Raw genomic sequence first — 17,502 nt, 5'->3', positions numbered from 1 at the left:
AAAATCCGGGGCTGCTGCGCAGCCCATCGCGACACAAGGCCGCTCCTACAGGGTATGCGCCCGACTTCAGCTCAGACCAGCACCGTCCACAGCGCAAACCCTGCATACCACAGCACCGCGCAACGCAGCAGCAGCTCCCACAGGCTGTCCAGCCGGCCCAGCCCGCGCTGGCTGTCTTCTTCCTCGGGAATGTCATCGGCAATGCGCCCGACCCGGGCCACCAGGTGTGCGGCGCTGATGTGCCAGTTCAGCACCTCGTGCAGCATTACCCGGGTCACCGCGAGGAAGTTGCCGACCAGGGCGAAACTCAACGCCAGCACCCGTACCGGCAGCCAGTCCATGATGTGCCTCAGTTGCTCGGCACGGGCCTTCAACGCAGGTTGCCTGCTGTGTTCGCCACACAACGCCAGCAGGCGATAGGCCAGGGCTGCGCCCGGGCCCAGCACGAAGTACCAGAAGATCACCGCGAAAAAGCCCTGGTACACCTGCCACAGCAGGTTGCCCTGCACCCGTACCAACAGGCTGTTCGGCTCGTCGGCCGCCAACCCCAGGTCACGCTCGGCCACGTGCAGTGCGGCTTGGTCATCACCACGCCGCCAGGCATCGCGGAACGGCCCCAGCGATGCCTTGGCATCGCCGCGGCCCAGGCTGTAAACCAGCACCAGCAGGTGCACCGGCAACGCCAGCAAGCCATACGCCACCGGCTCCAGCACATGCAGCAGCAACGCCAGCAGCGCTACCGGTGCCAACACCAGGATCGCCAGCGTCCACCACGGGTGCACCTTGCCGCTGCGCTCCAGGCGCACCAGCTCGCCAAGGAAGAACCCGTCGCGCTGCACCTGATGGCGCAGGGCCGAGAACTTCTCGACCCACAGCGCCAGCAACAACACCAGAAAACTCATGCCTTGTCCTCGTTTTGCTGCAGCGCCTGACGGTAGCGCGGCCAGTCGAACGCCGGGCCAGGGTCGGTCTTGCGCTGCGGGGCAATGTCGCTATGGCCCTGAATGCGGTCCAGGTCGATGGTCGGCCAGGCACAGCGGATGTGCCGGGTAAGTTGCGCCAGCACCGCATACTGGGCATCGGTATAAGGCAGCTCGTCAGTGCCTTCCAGCTCGATACCGATGGAGAAATCGTTACAGCCTTCACGCCCGTCGAAGCACGACACACCAGCATGCCAGGCGCGGTCGAGCAATGACACGAACTGGGTTACCGCACCATCACGCTCGACGAACAGGTGCGCCGACACGGTCAGGTGGTTGATGCTGGCGAAGTACGGGTGTTCGTCGGGGTCCAGGCGGTTCTGGAAGAATTGCTGGACCTTGCCGGTACCGAAGCAGGCCGGCGGCAGGCTGATGTTGTGAATCACCAGCAGGGAAACCGATTCGCCTTCGGGGCGGGCATTGAAGTTCGGCGAGGGGCAGTGGGTGATTCCGATTCCGTGGAACCAGCCAGTGGCACGGTCCAATTGCATGGGGCAGATCCTGAAAACGCCGTGAACAGAACATCAGTATGCCCTGTGGCGACTGCCGTTTGCATGTGAATGATTGTAATGCTGTGGGAGCGGGCGGGCCCGCCCCCTCAGAGATCGTGCCAGCTTGGCGCCTACTGCCGCAGGCCCTCGAGCACCGCCTCCAGCGCCCGCTCGAACAGCAGCCCGTCATCCAGCACCCGCACGTCGCCCCGGTGCAGCGCCTGGGCCAGGCTACCGGCGTTCCATTCGCGCACCTTCATACCGGTACGGTTGGCGAAAACCAGCCGGTCGCTGCTGTCGATACGCGCCACCAGTTTGCAGCGCAGCGGTTCGTCCTCATCCAGCACCTCGACCCAGGTACCGATGCGCAGGCGCTCAACCTGGCGCACTGCCGCAGCCTGATCGTCGGCAAACTGCAATGGCGCGCAGGCGGGCTCTTCGGCAATGGTCAGCACGATGTCATCAGCCACCAGCACGTCACTCAGGGGCTGGCCCGCTTTGCCAGGCTGCACCTCGCTACCTGCGCAGGCGCGCAGATGCAACTGCTCCAGTAGCAGGAAGAATTCGCGAGTCGCTGCTGAATCCAGGGCCACGCCGGCCAAGCCATCGCGCAGTGCCTTGAGCAGGCCCGGCACCTGCTGCAGCAAGGCTTGCGGCTCATGCGGCGGGGTGATGCTGGCCAGCAGCGTATCCATGGTCTGCAAGGCATCCCGCCAGGCTTGGGAGGCCTCGCCCTGCTTGAGCCAAGCCAGCAGCAACACCTGGCTCCAGGCCTGCACCAGCATCTGTACCACCACCTGCGGCAGTACCCGGCCGCGCAAACGCTGGTTAAGTGCGTGCTGCACCTGCTGCCTGGCCTGCTGGGCCCGGGCGCGCCCCTCTTCGGCGTCGCGTGTGCGCTGTTCAAGTAGCTCGTTGCGCCGCCGCTCGTCCTGGTTGAAAGCAAGAAAGTCTTCGAGCAGTTCGGCGAACAGGCCGGCATCTTCGGCAAAGTCATTGAGCAGGCGCTGGACGATACGCTCCACCCGCAGGTGCAGGCTGTCGCGCATACCGTCGCCGCCGCACTCCCAGCCGATGGCCGCGCCGGCGATCTCGTTGAGCAGCCGCCGGGCCGGGTGACTGGCCCGACTGAACAGGCCCTTGTCCAGCAGCGCCACTTTCAGCAGTGGAATATGCAGACGCGCGATCAGCGCGCGCAGGCTGGTCGGCAAGTTGTCGTCGTTCTGGATGAAGGCGAACAGCAGGCCAACCAGGTTGATCATGTCTTCGTCAGCCACGTCGATGCGCCGGCGTGTGCCGCTGCGCACGCTGACCCTGAGCAGCAGTTGTTCAAGCTGTTGACCCAGCTCGAAATCGTCGGCCTCGTGGGTAGCGGGCACGTAGTGCTGCAAATGCGAAAGCAGGCGCAGCAAGTCGGCGGTGCTGATTGGCTGTGCGGCAGCCACCGCCTGCAAACGAGGCGCGAACTGCCCCCGCACCGGTGCCAACAGTGGTTGCAAAGCGGCAAAGAAAGCCTGCCCTGCCGCGTCCGCGCCCCCCTCTTGTCCCAGGTTCGCCGACCCACGTCGTGTACTCACGCGCCGGTCTTCGGCACGCCGGCGCGGTGCCGGCGGCAACTCGGGCAGCACACCGGCGGCGGCCAGCAGCTGGTTGGCTTCGCCATAAATCATGTCGACATCGCGCAGCACATAGCGCTCGAACAGTTTGAGCAGGACCAGTTTGACCCGCAGGCCGACCCCCAGGTTGCGGCCAGCATCAAGGAAGTAGCCACACAGCGCAGCCGGCCCCAACGGGTTGTGCTGCTCGTACAGGGGGCGGTCAAGCAGTACCTGCAAGCGCAGGCTCAGTTGCTGCAGGGCAATGCCGTCGCGCGACAGCACCCGCGCGACCATGCCTTCGATCGCGGCGGTACGCTCTACCTGGGCCTTGCTGCCCAGGTTGCCCGGCTCGACCATGGGCGCCCACAGGTCAACCTGACCGATACGGGCGAAGGCATCATAGAAGGTATCGAGAAAACCACGCTCGATGCTCTTGCGCTTCAGGCGCAGGTCGCGCATGGCTTCGAAGTACAGGTTCTGATCATGGCGATCGACGGCCTTGTCGGCCATCTCGAAGAGGGTGTCGTCAGCGTTGTCGAACAAGTCCTGCAGGCCCTGGCGCAACTGCAAGGCGGCCTTGTCGCGCACCTGCAGGAGCAACACCGGAAGGCAAGGCAGAGGCGCACGTACGCCTCGGTCGATGGCGGCCGCCAAGGGCACCACCTTGCCTTCATTCTGCATCCTGGACTCCTTGCAGGGTGTCTCGCCCGAAGGGGCTGAAGATCGTCAAAGTCATGACGCCAAATACCGGTCACCATTATCGGTAAAAATCCGCACAGCTGCCAGCGCCGTTTCACCGGCTGGCTAATGACCCTGATTTACCCCGCCTGCTCACACAGGCCGACCAAAGGTCATCGCCAAGGCGACTGTACACACCGGCCCCCTGCCCTATAATCGCCGGCATCTAGCTTGTGGAGCCGACCATGCCGAACCTACGCCTCGCCGACCTGACCGCTGAAATCGAAGCCAACGTGCGCCGCGCGTTGTTGGAGGACATCGGCAGTGGCGATATCACTGCGCAGCTGATCCCGGCCGAGCGCCTGGCCAAGGCGACCATCATCACCCGCGAAGACTGCGTGATCGCCGGCACCGCCTGGGTCGATGCCGTGTTCCGCCAACTCGACCCTCGCGTGGCCGTGCACTGGCAGGTGGCCGATGGCGAGCGCGCCACCGCCAACCAGCCGCTGTTTCATCTGGAGGGCCCAGCGCGTTCACTGCTCAGTGGTGAGCGCAGTGCATTGAACTTCCTGCAGATGCTTTCGGGGGTCGCTACCCGTGCGCGCTTCCTGGCCGACCTGGTGGAGGGCACCCAGGTGCGCCTGCTGGACACCCGCAAGACCCTGCCGGGCCTGCGCCTGGCACAGAAGTATGCAGTGACCTGTGGCGGTTGTGACAACCACCGCATCGGCCTGTACGACGCTTTCCTGATCAAGGAAAACCACATCGCCGCCAGCGGCGGCGTGGCCGCGGCCGTGGCGGCGGCGCACCGCATTGCGCCGGGCAAGCCGGTGGAAATCGAAGTGGAAAGCCTGGATGAACTGCGCCAGGCGCTGGCCGCTGGTGCCGACATCATCATGCTCGACGAGCTGAACCTGGAAGAAATGCGCGAAGCCGTGCGCATTACCGCGGGCAAGGCCAAGCTGGAAGCCAGTGGCGGGGTCAACGAGACGACTTTGCGGGTGATTGCCGAGACTGGGGTTGACTACATCTCGATTGGAGCCATGACCAAGGATGTGAAGGCGGTGGACCTGTCAATGCGCTTGAGCCTGTGAGCTGATTGTGGACACAAAAAAACCGGCCATTGAGCCGGTTTTTTTTGGGGGGGGGCGCTTTGCGCCCCGGTGTTCTCGAATCAGAACGAGGCGTTGGCCAGCCCGTCCAGGTAACGCTCGACATCCAGCGCCGCCATGCAGCCGGCACCGGCCGAGGTAATGGCCTGGCGGTAAACGTGGTCAGCCACGTCACCGGCAGCGAACACGCCCTCGACGTTAGTGGCGGTGGCGTTGCCTTCACGGCCGCCGTTGACCACCAGGTAGCCGTCCTTGAGGGTCAGCTGGCCTTCGAACAGCGAGGTGTTCGGGGTGTGGCCAATGGCGATGAACACGCCGTCAACCTTGATTTCGTCGCTGCTGCCGTCGTTGTTCTTCAGGCGCGCACCGGTCACGCCCATGTTGTCACCCAGTACTTCGTCCAGGGTGGCGTTGAGCTTGAGTTCGATCTTGCCCTCGGCCACACGGGCGTGCAGCTTGTCGACCAGGATCTTTTCGGCGCGGAAGGTATCGCGACGGTGCACCAGCGTCACCTTGCTGGCGATGTTGGCCAGGTACAGCGCCTCTTCCACGGCAGTGTTGCCGCCGCCCACCACGGCAACCGGCTTGTTGCGGTAGAAGAAACCGTCGCAGGTAGCGCAGGCCGAAACGCCCTTGCCCATGAAGGTTTCTTCCGACGGCAGGCCCAGGTAGCGGGCGCTGGCGCCAGTGGCGATGATCAGCGCGTCGCAAGTGTACTTGCCGCTGTCACCCTGCAGGGTGAACGGCTTGTTGGCCAGGTCGACGGCGTTGATGTGGTCGAAGACGATTTCGGTTTCGAAACGCTCGGCGTGCTCCTGCATGCGCTGCATCAGCGCAGGGCCGGTCAGGCCGTGCGGGTCGCCCGGCCAGTTGTCGACTTCGGTGGTGGTGGTCAGCTGGCCACCGGCCTGCATGCCGGTGATCAGCAGCGGCTTGAGGTTGGCACGGGCGGCGTATACCGCGGCGCTGTAACCGGCAGGGCCGGAACCGAGAATGATGACGCGCGAATGACGTACTTCAGACATGTCGAACTCCTGTCGAGCGGGCCGCAGGGCCGGCATCGTGTGCCGGCTGCGCCAGCTTTGAAATTAAAAAGGACCCACGCAGCACTTGGGGAAGGCTACAACGCGCAGGCCCGGAAAGCAGAAAGTTGAGCGCACTGTAGCGAGGTCGCAAAGATTAAGGAAATATCCTTCGACAATCCACCTCATAGCCATCGTCTATTCAGCGATTTCATCGATTATCAAGCCCTGCCGCTTTTGTTACCGCCCGTTTCCCGCTCGCGGCCCGCCTTTCGTCGGCGCGGCAAACTCGGTAAGGTCAGCGCGTTTCCCTTCTCTGCGGAGTTTCTCGATGCAAGCCCCTGTACTCTCTGGCCCCCAGTACCTGCGCGAAGGCCTGAAACTGGTGCTGAGCCCCAACCTGCGGTTGTTCGTGCTGTTGCCACTGGCGGTCAATCTACTGCTGTTCGGCGGCCTGATCTACTTCGCCGGGCATCAGTTCAGCCTGTGGGTGGACGCCCTGATGCCGAGCCTGCCTAGCTGGCTGAGCTTCCTCACCTACATCCTCTGGCCGCTGTTCGTCGCCCTGGTGGTGCTGATGGTGTTCTTCACCTTCACTCTGGTGGCCAACATCATTGCCGCGCCGTTCAATGGCTTTCTGGCGGAAAAGGTCGAGGTGGTGGTGCGTGGCCAGGACAACTTCCCGGCGTTCAGCTGGGGCGAACTGGTGGCCATGGTGCCACGTACCTTCGGCCGTGAAATGCGCAAGCTGGGCTACTTCCTGCCGCGGGCAATCGGCCTGTTCATCCTGTCGCTGATCCCGGTGGTCAACGTGGTGGCAGCGCCGCTATGGCTGATCTTCGGCGTATGGATGATGGCTATCCAGTACATCGACTACCCGGCAGACAACAACAAGATGAGCTGGCAGGACATGCTGGCCTGGCTGCGCAGCAAGCGCTGGCAGTCGCTGGGCTTTGGCGGCATAACCTACCTGGCGCTAATGATTCCGCTGGTCAACGTGCTGATGATGCCGGCGGCGGTGGCGGGGGCCACCTTGTTCTGGGTGCGGGAGCGCAACTGATCCCTGTTGATGCTCCAATTGCCGGGGCCGCTCTGCGGCCCATCGCCGGCAAGCCAGGCTCCCACAGATAAGGCGCATGCGGTCGGGGTGGGAGCTGGCTTGCCGGCGATGGGCTGCGCAGCAGCCCCAGCTTTTTACTGCCCCAACCGGCTGGAAAACTGCCCCACCACATCCACCACCCGCTTTGCCCCGTCCTGGATTTCGACAATAACGCTCCCCGTCTCGTCCGCCAGCGCCAGCCCCTGCTCGGCCTGACGCTTGCTGGTGTCGATGATCGCCACCGCCGCCTGGGCCAGCTGCTCGTTCTGCTGCACCACCCGGGCGATTTCCTCGGTCGCGGTGCTGGTACGCGAGGCCAGTTGGCGCACTTCATCGGCAACCACGGCAAAGCCCCTCCCCTGCTCGCCGGCGCGGGCCGCTTCAATGGCCGCGTTCAGCGCCAGCAGGTTGGTCTGCCCGGCAATGTCGCTGATGGTCTTGATGATCGAGCCAATCACCCGCGACTGGGTATCCAGCGCCTGGATGCCCTCTGCCGCCTCTTGCATGGACGCTTCCAGCCCGCGCATCACGCTGACGCTCTGGGTGACCACATCGGTGGCCTTGCGGGCGCTGGCATCGGTACCCAGCGAGGTGTTGTAGGCGACATCTGCCGCCTCTGCGACCGCCTGCTCCTGGTTGACCTGCTCGGTGATGACGGTGGCGAACTTGACCACCTTGTACAATACGTCATGGGCATCGAAGATCGGGTTGTACGATGCCTCCAGCCAGACCACCCGGCCATGGGCATCAATACGCTTGAAGCGCTCGGCAACGTACTCGCCACGGCGCAGCTTGTCCCAGAACGCCTGATAACCGGCCGAGTTGACCTCCTCCGGCTCACAGAAAATGCGGTGATGCTTGCCACGAATCTGTTCCAGGCGGTAGCCAACGGTGGCCAGGAACCGTTCGTTGGCGGTGAGGATGTTGCCATCGAGGTCAAATTCGATCACCGCCGTGGAGCGCATCAGCGCTTTGATCAGGCTCTCATGCTCGCGCGAAGTCTCGATGGTGCGGGTCAGGTCGCTGGAGTGCAGCGTGAAATACTTGATGCGCCCCTCGCTGTTCTTGACCGGCTGCAGAATCGACCGCAACCAGGCTTCCTGGCCATCGCCGCGCAGCAGGCGGAATGCACCGTTCAGGTGTTCACCACGGCTGATCGCGCCCTTCATGCGCTGGTAGAAGTCCAGCGTCTTCACATGGGCAGGGACGATGTCCTCGATGTTGCGCCCAAGCAATTGTTCGGCACGGTAGAGCATCTCGCTCTCGAAGTTGCCGTTGACCATCTCGATCCGCCCCTGGGGGTCGAGTTGCAGTACCAGCATCTCGCTGTCGAGGCTACTCTTGACCTGCTCGATGGACATCAGGTCTTCGCGCAGCTGCCGGATTTCTTGCTTGAGCTTGTTGTTGAACATCACCGCTCTCCTGGAGCGCATCGTCGAATGCATCTGCATCGGCTGTCGCTGCCCCCTCTTGAGCGGCCTGCAAGGAAAAATTCACCAAACGGAAAGCGTCGGTAATCAGGCGTCATCTGTACGTCACATTACAGTCACATTGGCGCAACTCAGCAGGCGGACACTTTTGTCATGAATACACCCGCCCTACGCATTACTCTGGTCAGCGAAACCTTCCCGCCCGAGATCAACGGCGTGGCCAATACCCTTGGCCGCCTCAGCGAAGGGTTGCGCCAACGCGGCCATGAAATCGAAGTGGTGCGCCCGCGCCAGGCCGGTGAGGCACCGCTGCACAACGACCCGCACCTGATGCTGTGCCGTGGCTGGCCACTGCCGGGCTACCCGGGCTTGCAGTGGGGCGAGGTATCGATGCACAAGCTGTTGCGCCGCTGGCGCCGGCAGCGCCCGGATGTGCTGTACATCGCCACCGAGGGGCCGCTTGGGCTCAGTGCACTGCGCGCGGCGCGGCGCCTGGGGGTGGCGGTAGTCAGCGGCTTCCACACCAACTTCCCGCAGTATTCCGGCCAGTACGGGCTGGGCCTGCTGACGCGCCTGCTCACCCATTACCTGCGCTGGTTCCATCGGCGCACGGCGATCACCCTGGTGCCCAGCCTCAGCCAGCGCCTGGAGCTTGAGCGCCGCGGTTTCGAACGCCTGGAGCTACTGGCCCGAGGAGTCGATGCCTGCCTGTTCAACCCGGCCCGACGCGACCCTGCATTACGGGAAAGCTGGGGGCTTGGCCCGGATGACATCGCCGTGCTGCATGTCGGGCGGCTGGCGGCAGAAAAGAACCTGGGCTTGCTGCGCCCAAGCCTGGAGGCCCTGCAGAAAGCCTATCCACACAAACGCCTGCGCCTGATCATGGTGGGTGACGGCCCACAGCGTGCCGCCCTGGAACAGCAGGTACCGGAAGCCGTGTTCTGCGGTGCCCAGCGTGGCGAGGTGCTGGCCGAACACTATGCCAGCGGTGACCTGTTCCTGTTTCCGAGCCTGACCGAAACCTTTGGCAACGTGGTGCTCGAAGCCATGGCCTCAGGGCTGGCGGTGGTCGCGTATGACGAGGCGGCCGCTGCGCAGCATATTCGCCATGGCCATAGCGGTGCACTGGCCATGCCGGGGGATCAGGCAGCGTTCATCGACTCTGCCTGCTGGCTGCTGGAAGAAGAAGAGACGTTGCGCCGGGTGCGCCTGAATGCGCGGCGGCATGCCAGCCGCCAGGGCTGGCCAGGGATTGTCGAGCAGTTCGAGGGGTATCTGCATGCAGCCCGGAACCAGGCTGCGACTTCACCAGCTTCGAGGCTGGGTGCTACGCGATCTGTGTAGGAGCGGCCTCGTGTCGCGATCGGGCTGCAGAGCAGCCCCTCGATTGTTGCGACAATGCTGATATCCGGGGCCGCTATGCGGCCCGATCGCGACACAAGGCCGCTCCTACAGAGGGACCCGCGTCAGGCGTTTCAGGCCAAGGCTTTCTCGATAGCCTGTACCACCGCCGGATCATCCGGTGCCGTGCGCGGCGAAAAACGCGCCAGTACCCGCCCGTCCTTGCCCACCAGAAACTTCTCGAAGTTCCAGGTTATGTCGCCCGGGAACTCCGCCCCCTCACCCGCCAGCAGGCGGTACAGCGAGTGACGCCCCGGCCCGTTGACCTCCAGTTTGCCACCCAGCGGGAAGCTCACCCCATAGTTGAGGCTGCAGAACTCCTGGATTTCCTTTTCGCTGCCCGGCTCCTGGCCGGCAAACTGGTTGCACGGCAGGCCAAGCACGTTGAAGCCCTTGTCCTTGTAAACCTGGTAGAGATTTTCCAGGGCCTTGTATTGCGGCGTGAGCCCACACTTGGAGGCAACGTTGACCACCAGCACCACTTGGCCCTTGAACGGTGCGAGGGGCAGCTCCCCGCCGTTCAACGCGTCCAGTTTCAGGTCGTGAAATGCACTCATGATGACTCCCCTCTCAGGTTCCCGGTTGCCGCGCGGGCAAATTCCGCCCACTAAAAAGGCGCTCGTCCAAACCGTCCACCTCCCGTAGGAAGGCAAATCGGCTTGCCCGAGCGCCTGGCGACTTTCTGAGCTTAGCGCAGAAAATCAGTGGTGATGGCCACCTTCACCGTGGATGTGACGGTGAGCGATTTCTTCATCGCTGGCGTCACGCACGTTGACTACCTTGACCTGGAAGGTCAGGCGCTGACCGGCCAGCGGGTGGTTGCCGTCAACGGTCACGTCGTCGCCGTCGATGTCACGGATGGTGACGATCTGCATCTGGCCATCCGGCGCCGAAGCGTGGAACTGCATGCCCACTTCCAGCTCGTCGACGCCTTCGAACAGGCTGCGGTTCAGGGTGCTGACCAGTTCGGCCAGGTATTCGCCGTAGGCCTCTTCCGGCTCGATGGAAACGTTCAGTTCGTCACCGGCCTGCTTGCCTTCCAGGGCTTTTTCCAGGCCCGGGATGATATTGCCGGCACCGTGCAGGTAAACCAGCGGTGCACCGCCGGCGGAGCTGTCGATGGTCTCCCCGGCGTCGTTGGTCAGGGTATAGTCGATGGAGACAGCCTTGTTGGCGGCGATCAGCATGGGGCAAGACCTTTTGCAAAAGTATGTAGAGCGGACAAGTGTAACCAAGCCATCGCCCGATTGCGAACGCACCGCGGACGAGCAACGGCCCATCAGTCGGATCACCGGCTTCCACCAGGACGAAGAAGGCCACTGGGTGGCCGAGCTTTCCTGCGGCCACACCCAGCACTTGCGCCACCAGCCGCCGTGGCAGGCGCGCCCCTGGGTGCTCGACCCGGTCCAGCGCGCGCAGCGCATCGGCCAGCCCTTCGCTTGCGGCTGGTGCGCACAAGGGGCCGATAGCGCTACCCTTGGCCGTTAATTTCTTGCACCGCTTATTTCGAGAAGCACGCATGCAGACATTTTTCATTGCGCCGACCGACTTCGGTGTCGGCCTGACCTCCATCAGCCTGGGCCTGGTGCGCACTTTGGAGCGCGCCGGCCTGAAGGTCGGCTTCTTCAAGCCGATCGCCCAACCCCACCCGGGTGACACCGGCCCCGAGCGTTCCACCGAGCTGGTCGCCCGCACCCACGGCATCAAGCCCCCCGTGCCGCTGAGCCTGGCCCACGTCGAGCGCATGCTCGGCGATGGCCAGCTGGACGAGTTGCTCGAAGAAATCATCCGCCTGTACCAGCAGGCCTGTATCGGCAACGACGTGGTGGTGGTCGAGGGCATGGTACCCACGCGCCACGCCAGCTACGCGGCGCGGGTCAACCTGCACCTGGCCAAGAGCCTGGATGCCGAGGTGATCCTGGTATCGGCGCCAGAAAACGAAGTGCTCAGCGAGCTGTCCGGCCGGGTCGAACTGCAGGCCCAGTTGTTCGGCGGCCCGCGCGACCCGAAAGTGCTCGGGGTCATCCTCAACAAGGTGCGCACCGACGAAAGCATGGCGGACTTTTCCACCCGCTTGCGCGAGCACTCGCCACTGCTGCGTGGCAACGACTTCCGCCTACTCGGCTGCATCCCCTACCAGCCCGAACTGAACGCCCCGCGCACCCGCGACGTGGCCGACCTGCTCGGTGCCCAGGTGCTCAATGCCGGCGACTACGAGCAGCGGCGCATGAGCAAGATCATCATCTGCGCGCGCACCGTGGCCAACACGGTGCCGCTGCTGACCTCGGGCACGCTGGTAGTGACCCCGGGCGACCGTGACGACATTATCCTCGCCGTCAGCCTGGCGGCGATCAACGGCGTACCGCTGGCCGGCCTGCTGCTGACCAGCGACAGCAAACCTGACGCGCGCATCCTGGGTCTGTGCCGCGGCGCCCTGCAGGCTGGCCTGCCGATCCTGTCGGTCAGTACTGGTTCGTACGACACCGCCAACCAGCTCAATTCGCTGAACCGCGAAATCCCGGTGGACGACCGCGAGCGCGCCGAATTCATCACCGACTTCGTCGCCAGCCACCTCGACGCCGCCTGGTTGCACCAGCGTTGCGGCACCCCGCGCGAACTGCGCCTGTCGCCGGCAGTGTTCCGCTACCAACTGATCCAGCGGGCGCAGCAGGCCAACAAGCGCATCGTCCTGCCGGAAGGCGCCGAGCCGCTGCTGGTGCAGGCTGCGGCCATCTGCCAGGCCCGCGGCATCGCCCGTTGCGTGCTACTGGCCAAGCCCGAGGATGTCGACGCCGTGGCCCGTGCCCAGGGCATCACCTTGCCGCCGGGCCTGGAGATTCTTGACCCCGAGTTGATTCGCGGGCGCTATGTGGAGCCGATGGTCGAGCTGCGCAAGAGCAAGAACCTCAACGCCCCAATGGCCGAGCAGCAACTGGAAGACCCGGTGGTGATCGCCACCATGATGCTGGCCCTGGACGAAGTGGACGGCCTGGTCTCGGGCCTGGTGCACTCCACCGCCAACACCATCCGCCCGGCCCTGCAGCTGATCAAGACCGCACCGGGTTCGAGCCTGGTGTCGTCGGTGTTCTTCATGCTGTTCCCCGAGCAGGTGCTGGTGTACGGCGACTGCGTGATGAACCCGCACCCAAGCGCTGCCGAACTGGCCGAGATCGCCCGGCAGAGTGCCGAATCGGCGCAGGCCTTCGGCATCGCGCCACGGGTGGCGATGATCAGTTATTCAAGCGATTCGGCCAGCGACGAGGAAGTCGAGAAAGTGCGTGAAGCAACCCGCCTGGCACAGAGCGCGGCGCAGGAGCTGCTGATTGACGGGCCATTGCAGTATGACGCAGCGGCCAACCCGGCAATTGCACGGGACCTGGCGCCGGGAAGCCCGGTAGCCGGGCGGGCCACGGTGTTCGTGTTCCCTGACCTGAATACCGGCAACACGACCCACAAGGCGGTGCAACGCAGCGCCGACGGGGTCAGCCTGGGGCCGATGCTGCAAGGCTTGCGCAAGCCGGTGAACGACTTGCCACGCGGGGCGCAGGTTGACGACATCGTGCATACCATTGCCCTGACGGCGATACAGGCGAGCGTGGTGCGCTAAAAACCGGGGCTGCCTTGCAGTCCATCGCCGGCAAGCCAGCTCCCACAGGGTCTGCATGGCCCTTGAGCCTTGTGCGGTACCTGTGGGAGCTGGCTTGCCGGCGATGGGCCGCAAAGCGGCCCCAGGATCGATACCTTACTGCTGAACCTGCCCCTGGTCATACTGCTGACCCGGAATCGGCTTCAGGTTCACTTCCACCCGACGGTTCTGCGCGCGGCCATTGGCGTCGGCGTTGCTGGCGATCGGCTGGTCCGGGCCCATGCCACGTACCGAAATACGCGAGGCATCCACGCCCTGCGAGGTCAGGTAGGTGCTGACCGCCTGCGCACGGCGCTGGGACAGGTCCATGTTGTGCTGGCGGCTGCCAGTGCTGTCGGTGAAGCCAACCACTTCGATGGTGTTCTGGTTGAACTGTTTGAACGAGCCGGCCAGGTTGTTCAGCGGCGAGTAGAAGCTTGGCGCGATGTTGGCCGAGTCGGTGGCGAAGGTGATGTTGCCCGGCATGATCAGTTTGATCTGGTCACCCTGGCGCTGCACTTCCACACCGGTGTTGGCCATCTGCGCGCGCAGTTCGGCTTCCTGCTTGTCAGCGTAGTAGCCGTAACCGGCTGCGGCGGCACCCACGGCGGCGGCGCCGATCAATGCACCCTTGCCCCGGTTGTTGTGATCGATGGCAGCACCGGCGATAGCACCGGCCAGCGCGCCCAGGCCGCCGTACTTGGCGGTTTTGCTCATCCCGGTGGAGCCCTGCGCCTGCCCCTGGCTGTCATAAGGGTTCTGGCCGGCACAGCCGGTCATCAGGGCAGCGGCGGTTGCGACGATAATCAGACGACGCATGGTGAACATGGACAAGCTCCTACTGAATTCATGAATGCTGCAGATCATAACGGGATCTATGCCAGCCTTGGATTGCATCGGCAACGAAAAATTCCATGAAAGTGCCTTCATGTGCCATCACGCACGCACGAAGGGGTTTTCACGCATCTCGTCGCCCAGGCGGGTATCGGGCCCGTGGCCGGTCACCACGATGGCCTCCTCGTCGAGCCGGTACAGCCGCTCCTTGATGGACCGGACGATGGCCCGCTGGTCGCCACCCCACAAATCAGTACGGCCAATGCCCCGGCGGAACAGGGTATCGCCGGCGATCAGCAGCTTGGCGTCGGCAAACCAGAAACTCATCGAGCCCGGCGTATGGCCTGGTGTATGCAGGGCCACGCCACAACCGCAGGCCAGCTCCTCGTCATCCCCCAGCCAGCGGTCTGGCGCAGGTACCGGAGTGTAGGGCACGCCGAACATCTGGCACTGCATTTCCAGGTTGTCCCACAGCGCCTGGTCGTCCTTGTGCAGGTGCAGCGTGGCGCCGGTCAGCTCCTTGAGCTTGCCCGAAGCGAGGAAATGATCGAAGTGCGCGTGGGTGTGAATGATGCTCACCAGCGTCAGGCCGTGGGCCAGCAGGCGGGCCAGGATCTTGTCCGGGTCACCGCCCGGGTCGACGACAATGGCCTTTTTGGTCAGTGGGTCGCCGATCAGAGTGCAGTTGCATTGCAGAGGGCCTACGGGGAAGGTTTCGCGGATGAGCGCAGGCGGGGCTTGGGTCATGGTGCTCTCGGTGGCAAAGCTGGAGTTCTGCTGAGAGCCTGACAGGAAATTGCGGTGGGTGCACGAGGTTCATGTCTTGAGAGGTTTGGCGCCTGTGAGATCGAGCGCCACACATCCTAAGGCAAGAACAACCTGAACAACCCACCCCCAAGCGCCCCGCCATTGGAAATCTCGATCCGCCCGCGCACCCCGCCGCTTTCATGCAGTGCCGCGATCCGCGCCGCAAAGTACAGGCCCAGGCCGGTACTGCCGCTGGTCGAGTCGATACCCTGGATGAATTCTTCCTGGCGTTCGAGCATGCGTTGTGGATAACCCGGGCCGTCATCGTTGACACAGATGACCAGCTGGTTGTCTGCCTCTTCGATGGTGATCAGCAAGGCATGCGCGGCAAAGCGGGTGGCATTGGTGATGACGTTGGCGATCACCGAGGCCACCAGTTCACGGTCGAAGAAACCCAGCGGGTTGTCGGTGTCGATGCGCCAGGTAGCAAGGATGTCCTTGTGCTTGAGCACTTCCTCGTGGGCGGCCAACTGGGCTTCGATGAAGTCGTCCAGTTCGTGGTAATCCGGGCACACCGGTAGCTGGTTCACACCCAGTTTGTACAACCCCAGCAACTGCACCAGCATGCCGTTGAGGTGGCGAAACTCATGCTCCATCACCCCTTGCTCGGCACCACCGCGCAGTTCCTCGGGCAAGCGCTGCACCCACTGGTTGTGGGACTGGATCAGCGCCGACAGGGTATTCTTCAAGTCGTGCACGGTGGAGGCGATCACCGTGGAAAAATCCAGCCCCTGATTGTCTTGATTCATGCGCCGAACACTCGGATGTGCAGTTTGCGGTAGCGGTCGTAGCGGTTGTCGCTGGCAGGGATGCCGGCCACGCTGCTCAGGGCGTCGCGACATTCCTGCATGATCGCCGGCGGAGGGCTGTCACCGCCGATGCGCAGCAGCGCCTGGGCAGTGTTGAGGGCGATGCTGATGTTCTTCGGCTGCATACCCAGCGCCTTGCGGAACAGTTGCAACGCCTCGCCGAGCTGCCCGCCCTGGTAACTGCGAACCCCCTGGCGGTTGAGCGTGACCGCTTCGGTAATGGCATTGAGCACGCTGGGGTCGTCCGTCAGTTTGCCGACCCTCTCCATGACCTTCGGGTCATCGCCATAACTTTCCACACAGCTTTTCAGCACGCCTATTGCCGCGGCTTCCTGACCCATGGCCTGCAACTGCGCGGCGACGGTCAGAGCCGAATCGACCGAGAAGAACTGGTTCATCTTGTCCAGGCGCTGGATCGCCTGTTCAGTCAGCTTGGCAGCCGTTTCAGGGTCGCCGGCCTGCTGCAGGCTGGCGGCCTTCATCATGCGGGCACGCACCTGCAGGCCCTGGTCCTCGGGGTTGTCCTTGGCCACTTCACTGAGCGTGCTGTTGATCTCGACCCGGGTGCGCGCATCCAGGCCAAAGCCGGCGTTCTTGCTCATCAGCGCCTGCACCAGGCCCAGGTTGTTCTCGGGGTCCTTGTAGCGTGAGCTCTGGCCCTGGTTCACCGCATGGCGGAACGCCTTCGAGGCACTCTCGAAGTCTTCGTTTTCCAATGCCAGCTTGCCCAACGTCGACTGCCGGCGCACCGACAACGGCGACAGCCGCACGGCTTCTTCGAGCATGTTCTGCGCGCGCCTGGTTTCACCCTGGGCCACCAGCACCTCGGCCATGCCATCATACAGGCCCGGCATGATCGGGAAGGCTTTGAGCGCCTGCTCGTACACCCCTTGGGCCTGGGCATTCTGGCCACGCTTGTGCATCAGGCTGCCCAACGCCGAGTACACCCACGGCTGCGGGCGGCTGGCCAAAATGGCCTTGAGGAACTTTTCCAGCTCCTCGAAGCGGTTGAGGTTGCGCAAGGCATCGGCCCGGTAGCGCAGGCACAACGGAGCCAGGCGTGGGTCACGCTTGCACAGCTCGGCGCAGGCCGCCAGCACTTCGCCCGGGCGATTGCGGTCCAGAGCCTGCAGGATCGGCTTGAGCAGGGTCTTGCGCTGGTACAGCTTCTCGACGCGCTGGGCCAGGCCAACCCGGTTGAACGGCTTGGTCAGGTAAGCATCAGGCTCGTGCTCGATGGCGCTGAGGACAATGGCCTGGCTGCTCTCGGCCGTGACCATGATGAATATGCATTCATGGCTGATGTGCTTGTCGAGGATCAGATCTTCGAGCACCTGCTGGCCGTTTTTCTTGCCGTCACCCAGGTGAAAGTCCTGCAGAATGACGTCATAGCGCTTCTGGGCGCACATGCGCAGTGCCTGCTCGCCACTGTCGGCGGTATCCACGTCACGCACGCCCAGCTCGCGCAGCATGGAACGGGTCGACGTGCGAAAGTCGGTAAAGTCGTCGACGATCAGAAAGCTCTTTTGCCCGTACTGCAGCATCAACACGACCTGCCTTGGAATGATTGAAAAATCGCGCGAAGCGATGCCACCGATCGCTGTATCGGCAGCTGG

15 protein-coding genes and 2 pseudogenes are annotated in these 17,502 nt (G+C 63.7%); 5 read left to right on the top strand and 12 right to left on the bottom strand.

What is annotated here, in order from left to right:
• Positions 1–71: 71 nt before the first annotated feature.
• The 3 genes from ampE to CAF70_RS07855 form a co-directional block, all read right to left on the bottom strand.
• Entirely contained in the window at positions 72–902 is an 831-nt protein-coding gene (ampE, locus tag CAF70_RS07865; protein WP_085623777.1) for a regulatory signaling modulator protein AmpE, read from the bottom strand.
• Positions 899–1,471 (bottom strand): 1,6-anhydro-N-acetylmuramyl-L-alanine amidase AmpD, encoded by a 573-nt coding sequence (gene ampD / locus CAF70_RS07860; RefSeq protein ID WP_085623775.1) that lies wholly within the window; start codon positions 1,469–1,471, stop codon positions 899–901. The genes ampE and ampD overlap by 4 nt, the downstream gene beginning before the upstream one ends.
• 131 nt (positions 1,472–1,602) lie before the next feature.
• Positions 1,603–3,750, bottom strand: coding sequence for a DUF1631 domain-containing protein (locus tag CAF70_RS07855; protein ID WP_085623773.1), 2,148 nt, complete (start codon positions 3,748–3,750; stop codon positions 1,603–1,605).
• 242 nt (positions 3,751–3,992) lie between these two features.
• Between CAF70_RS07855 and nadC the strand changes: the two genes are divergently transcribed.
• Positions 3,993–4,841 (top strand): carboxylating nicotinate-nucleotide diphosphorylase, encoded by an 849-nt coding sequence (nadC, locus tag CAF70_RS07850; protein ID WP_046616049.1) that lies wholly within the window; start codon positions 3,993–3,995, stop codon positions 4,839–4,841.
• A gap of 80 nt (positions 4,842–4,921) precedes the next feature.
• Here the strand turns inward: nadC and trxB are convergent, their stop codons facing one another.
• On the bottom strand, positions 4,922–5,884 hold the full coding sequence (trxB, locus tag CAF70_RS07845) for a thioredoxin-disulfide reductase (protein WP_025337720.1): 963 nt from the start codon (positions 5,882–5,884) through the stop codon (positions 4,922–4,924).
• A 328-nt stretch (positions 5,885–6,212) separates the two neighbouring features.
• Between trxB and cysZ the strand changes: the two genes are divergently transcribed.
• Positions 6,213–6,941, top strand: a complete 729-nt coding sequence (gene cysZ / locus CAF70_RS07840) for a sulfate transporter CysZ (RefSeq protein ID WP_085600724.1) — start codon at positions 6,213–6,215, stop codon at positions 6,939–6,941.
• A gap of 134 nt (positions 6,942–7,075) precedes the next feature.
• Here the strand turns inward: cysZ and CAF70_RS28100 are convergent.
• A pseudogene (locus CAF70_RS28100) lies at positions 7,076–7,435 on the bottom strand (methyl-accepting chemotaxis protein); the annotation flags it as partial.
• 228 nt (positions 7,436–7,663) lie between these two features.
• Positions 7,664–8,263, bottom strand: a pseudogene (locus tag CAF70_RS28095) (PAS domain S-box protein); the annotation flags it as partial.
• Positions 8,264–8,563: 300 nt separating this feature from the next.
• Here CAF70_RS28095 and CAF70_RS07830 point away from each other — a divergent pair.
• Complete coding sequence (locus CAF70_RS07830; RefSeq protein ID WP_085623769.1) at positions 8,564–9,754, top strand: glycosyltransferase family 1 protein; 1,191 nt, start codon at positions 8,564–8,566, stop codon at positions 9,752–9,754.
• Positions 9,755–9,885: 131 nt separating this feature from the next.
• Here the strand turns inward: CAF70_RS07830 and CAF70_RS07825 are convergent, their stop codons facing one another.
• Both CAF70_RS07825 and CAF70_RS07820 read right to left on the bottom strand, forming a co-directional pair.
• Entirely contained in the window at positions 9,886–10,368 is a 483-nt protein-coding gene (locus tag CAF70_RS07825; RefSeq protein WP_085623767.1) for a glutathione peroxidase, read from the bottom strand.
• A 144-nt stretch (positions 10,369–10,512) separates the two neighbouring features.
• Positions 10,513–10,998 carry a peptidylprolyl isomerase gene (locus CAF70_RS07820; protein WP_003247325.1) on the bottom strand — a complete coding sequence of 162 codons (486 nt, stop codon included), beginning with the start codon at positions 10,996–10,998 and terminating at the stop codon, positions 10,513–10,515.
• Here CAF70_RS07820 and CAF70_RS07815 point away from each other — a divergent pair.
• A complete protein-coding gene (locus CAF70_RS07815) occupies positions 10,997–11,299 on the top strand; it encodes a DUF3565 domain-containing protein (RefSeq protein WP_085623765.1) in 303 nt (100 codons plus the stop codon). The genes CAF70_RS07820 and CAF70_RS07815 overlap by 2 nt on opposite strands.
• Before the next feature lie 31 nt (positions 11,300–11,330).
• Entirely contained in the window at positions 11,331–13,418 is a 2,088-nt protein-coding gene (gene pta, locus CAF70_RS07810) for a phosphate acetyltransferase (protein WP_085623763.1), read from the top strand.
• Positions 13,419–13,553: 135 nt separating this feature from the next.
• Here the strand turns inward: pta and CAF70_RS07805 are convergent, their stop codons facing one another.
• The 4 genes from CAF70_RS07805 to CAF70_RS07790 form a co-directional block, all read right to left on the bottom strand.
• Positions 13,554–14,264, bottom strand: a complete 711-nt coding sequence (locus tag CAF70_RS07805) for an OmpA family protein (protein ID WP_046616042.1) — start codon at positions 14,262–14,264, stop codon at positions 13,554–13,556.
• A gap of 108 nt (positions 14,265–14,372) precedes the next feature.
• On the bottom strand, positions 14,373–15,017 hold the full coding sequence (locus tag CAF70_RS07800) for an MBL fold metallo-hydrolase (RefSeq protein WP_085623761.1): 645 nt from the start codon (positions 15,015–15,017) through the stop codon (positions 14,373–14,375).
• A 116-nt stretch (positions 15,018–15,133) separates the two neighbouring features.
• On the bottom strand, positions 15,134–15,826 hold the full coding sequence (locus CAF70_RS07795) for a sensor histidine kinase KdpD (RefSeq protein WP_085623759.1): 693 nt from the start codon (positions 15,824–15,826) through the stop codon (positions 15,134–15,136).
• Entirely contained in the window at positions 15,823–17,430 is a 1,608-nt protein-coding gene (locus CAF70_RS07790) for a response regulator (RefSeq protein WP_085623757.1), read from the bottom strand. Before CAF70_RS07790 ends, CAF70_RS07795 begins: the two co-directional genes overlap by 4 nt.
• Between the last annotated feature and the right edge of the window lie 72 nt (positions 17,431–17,502).

It is taken from the genome of Pseudomonas sp. B19(2017), from assembly GCF_002113165.1.
In the GTDB taxonomy this organism is placed as follows: Bacteria; Pseudomonadota; Gammaproteobacteria; order Pseudomonadales; family Pseudomonadaceae; genus Aquipseudomonas.
Note: the sequence above shows the minus strand (reverse complement) of the source record. Positions and strands in the feature narration are given on the sequence as shown.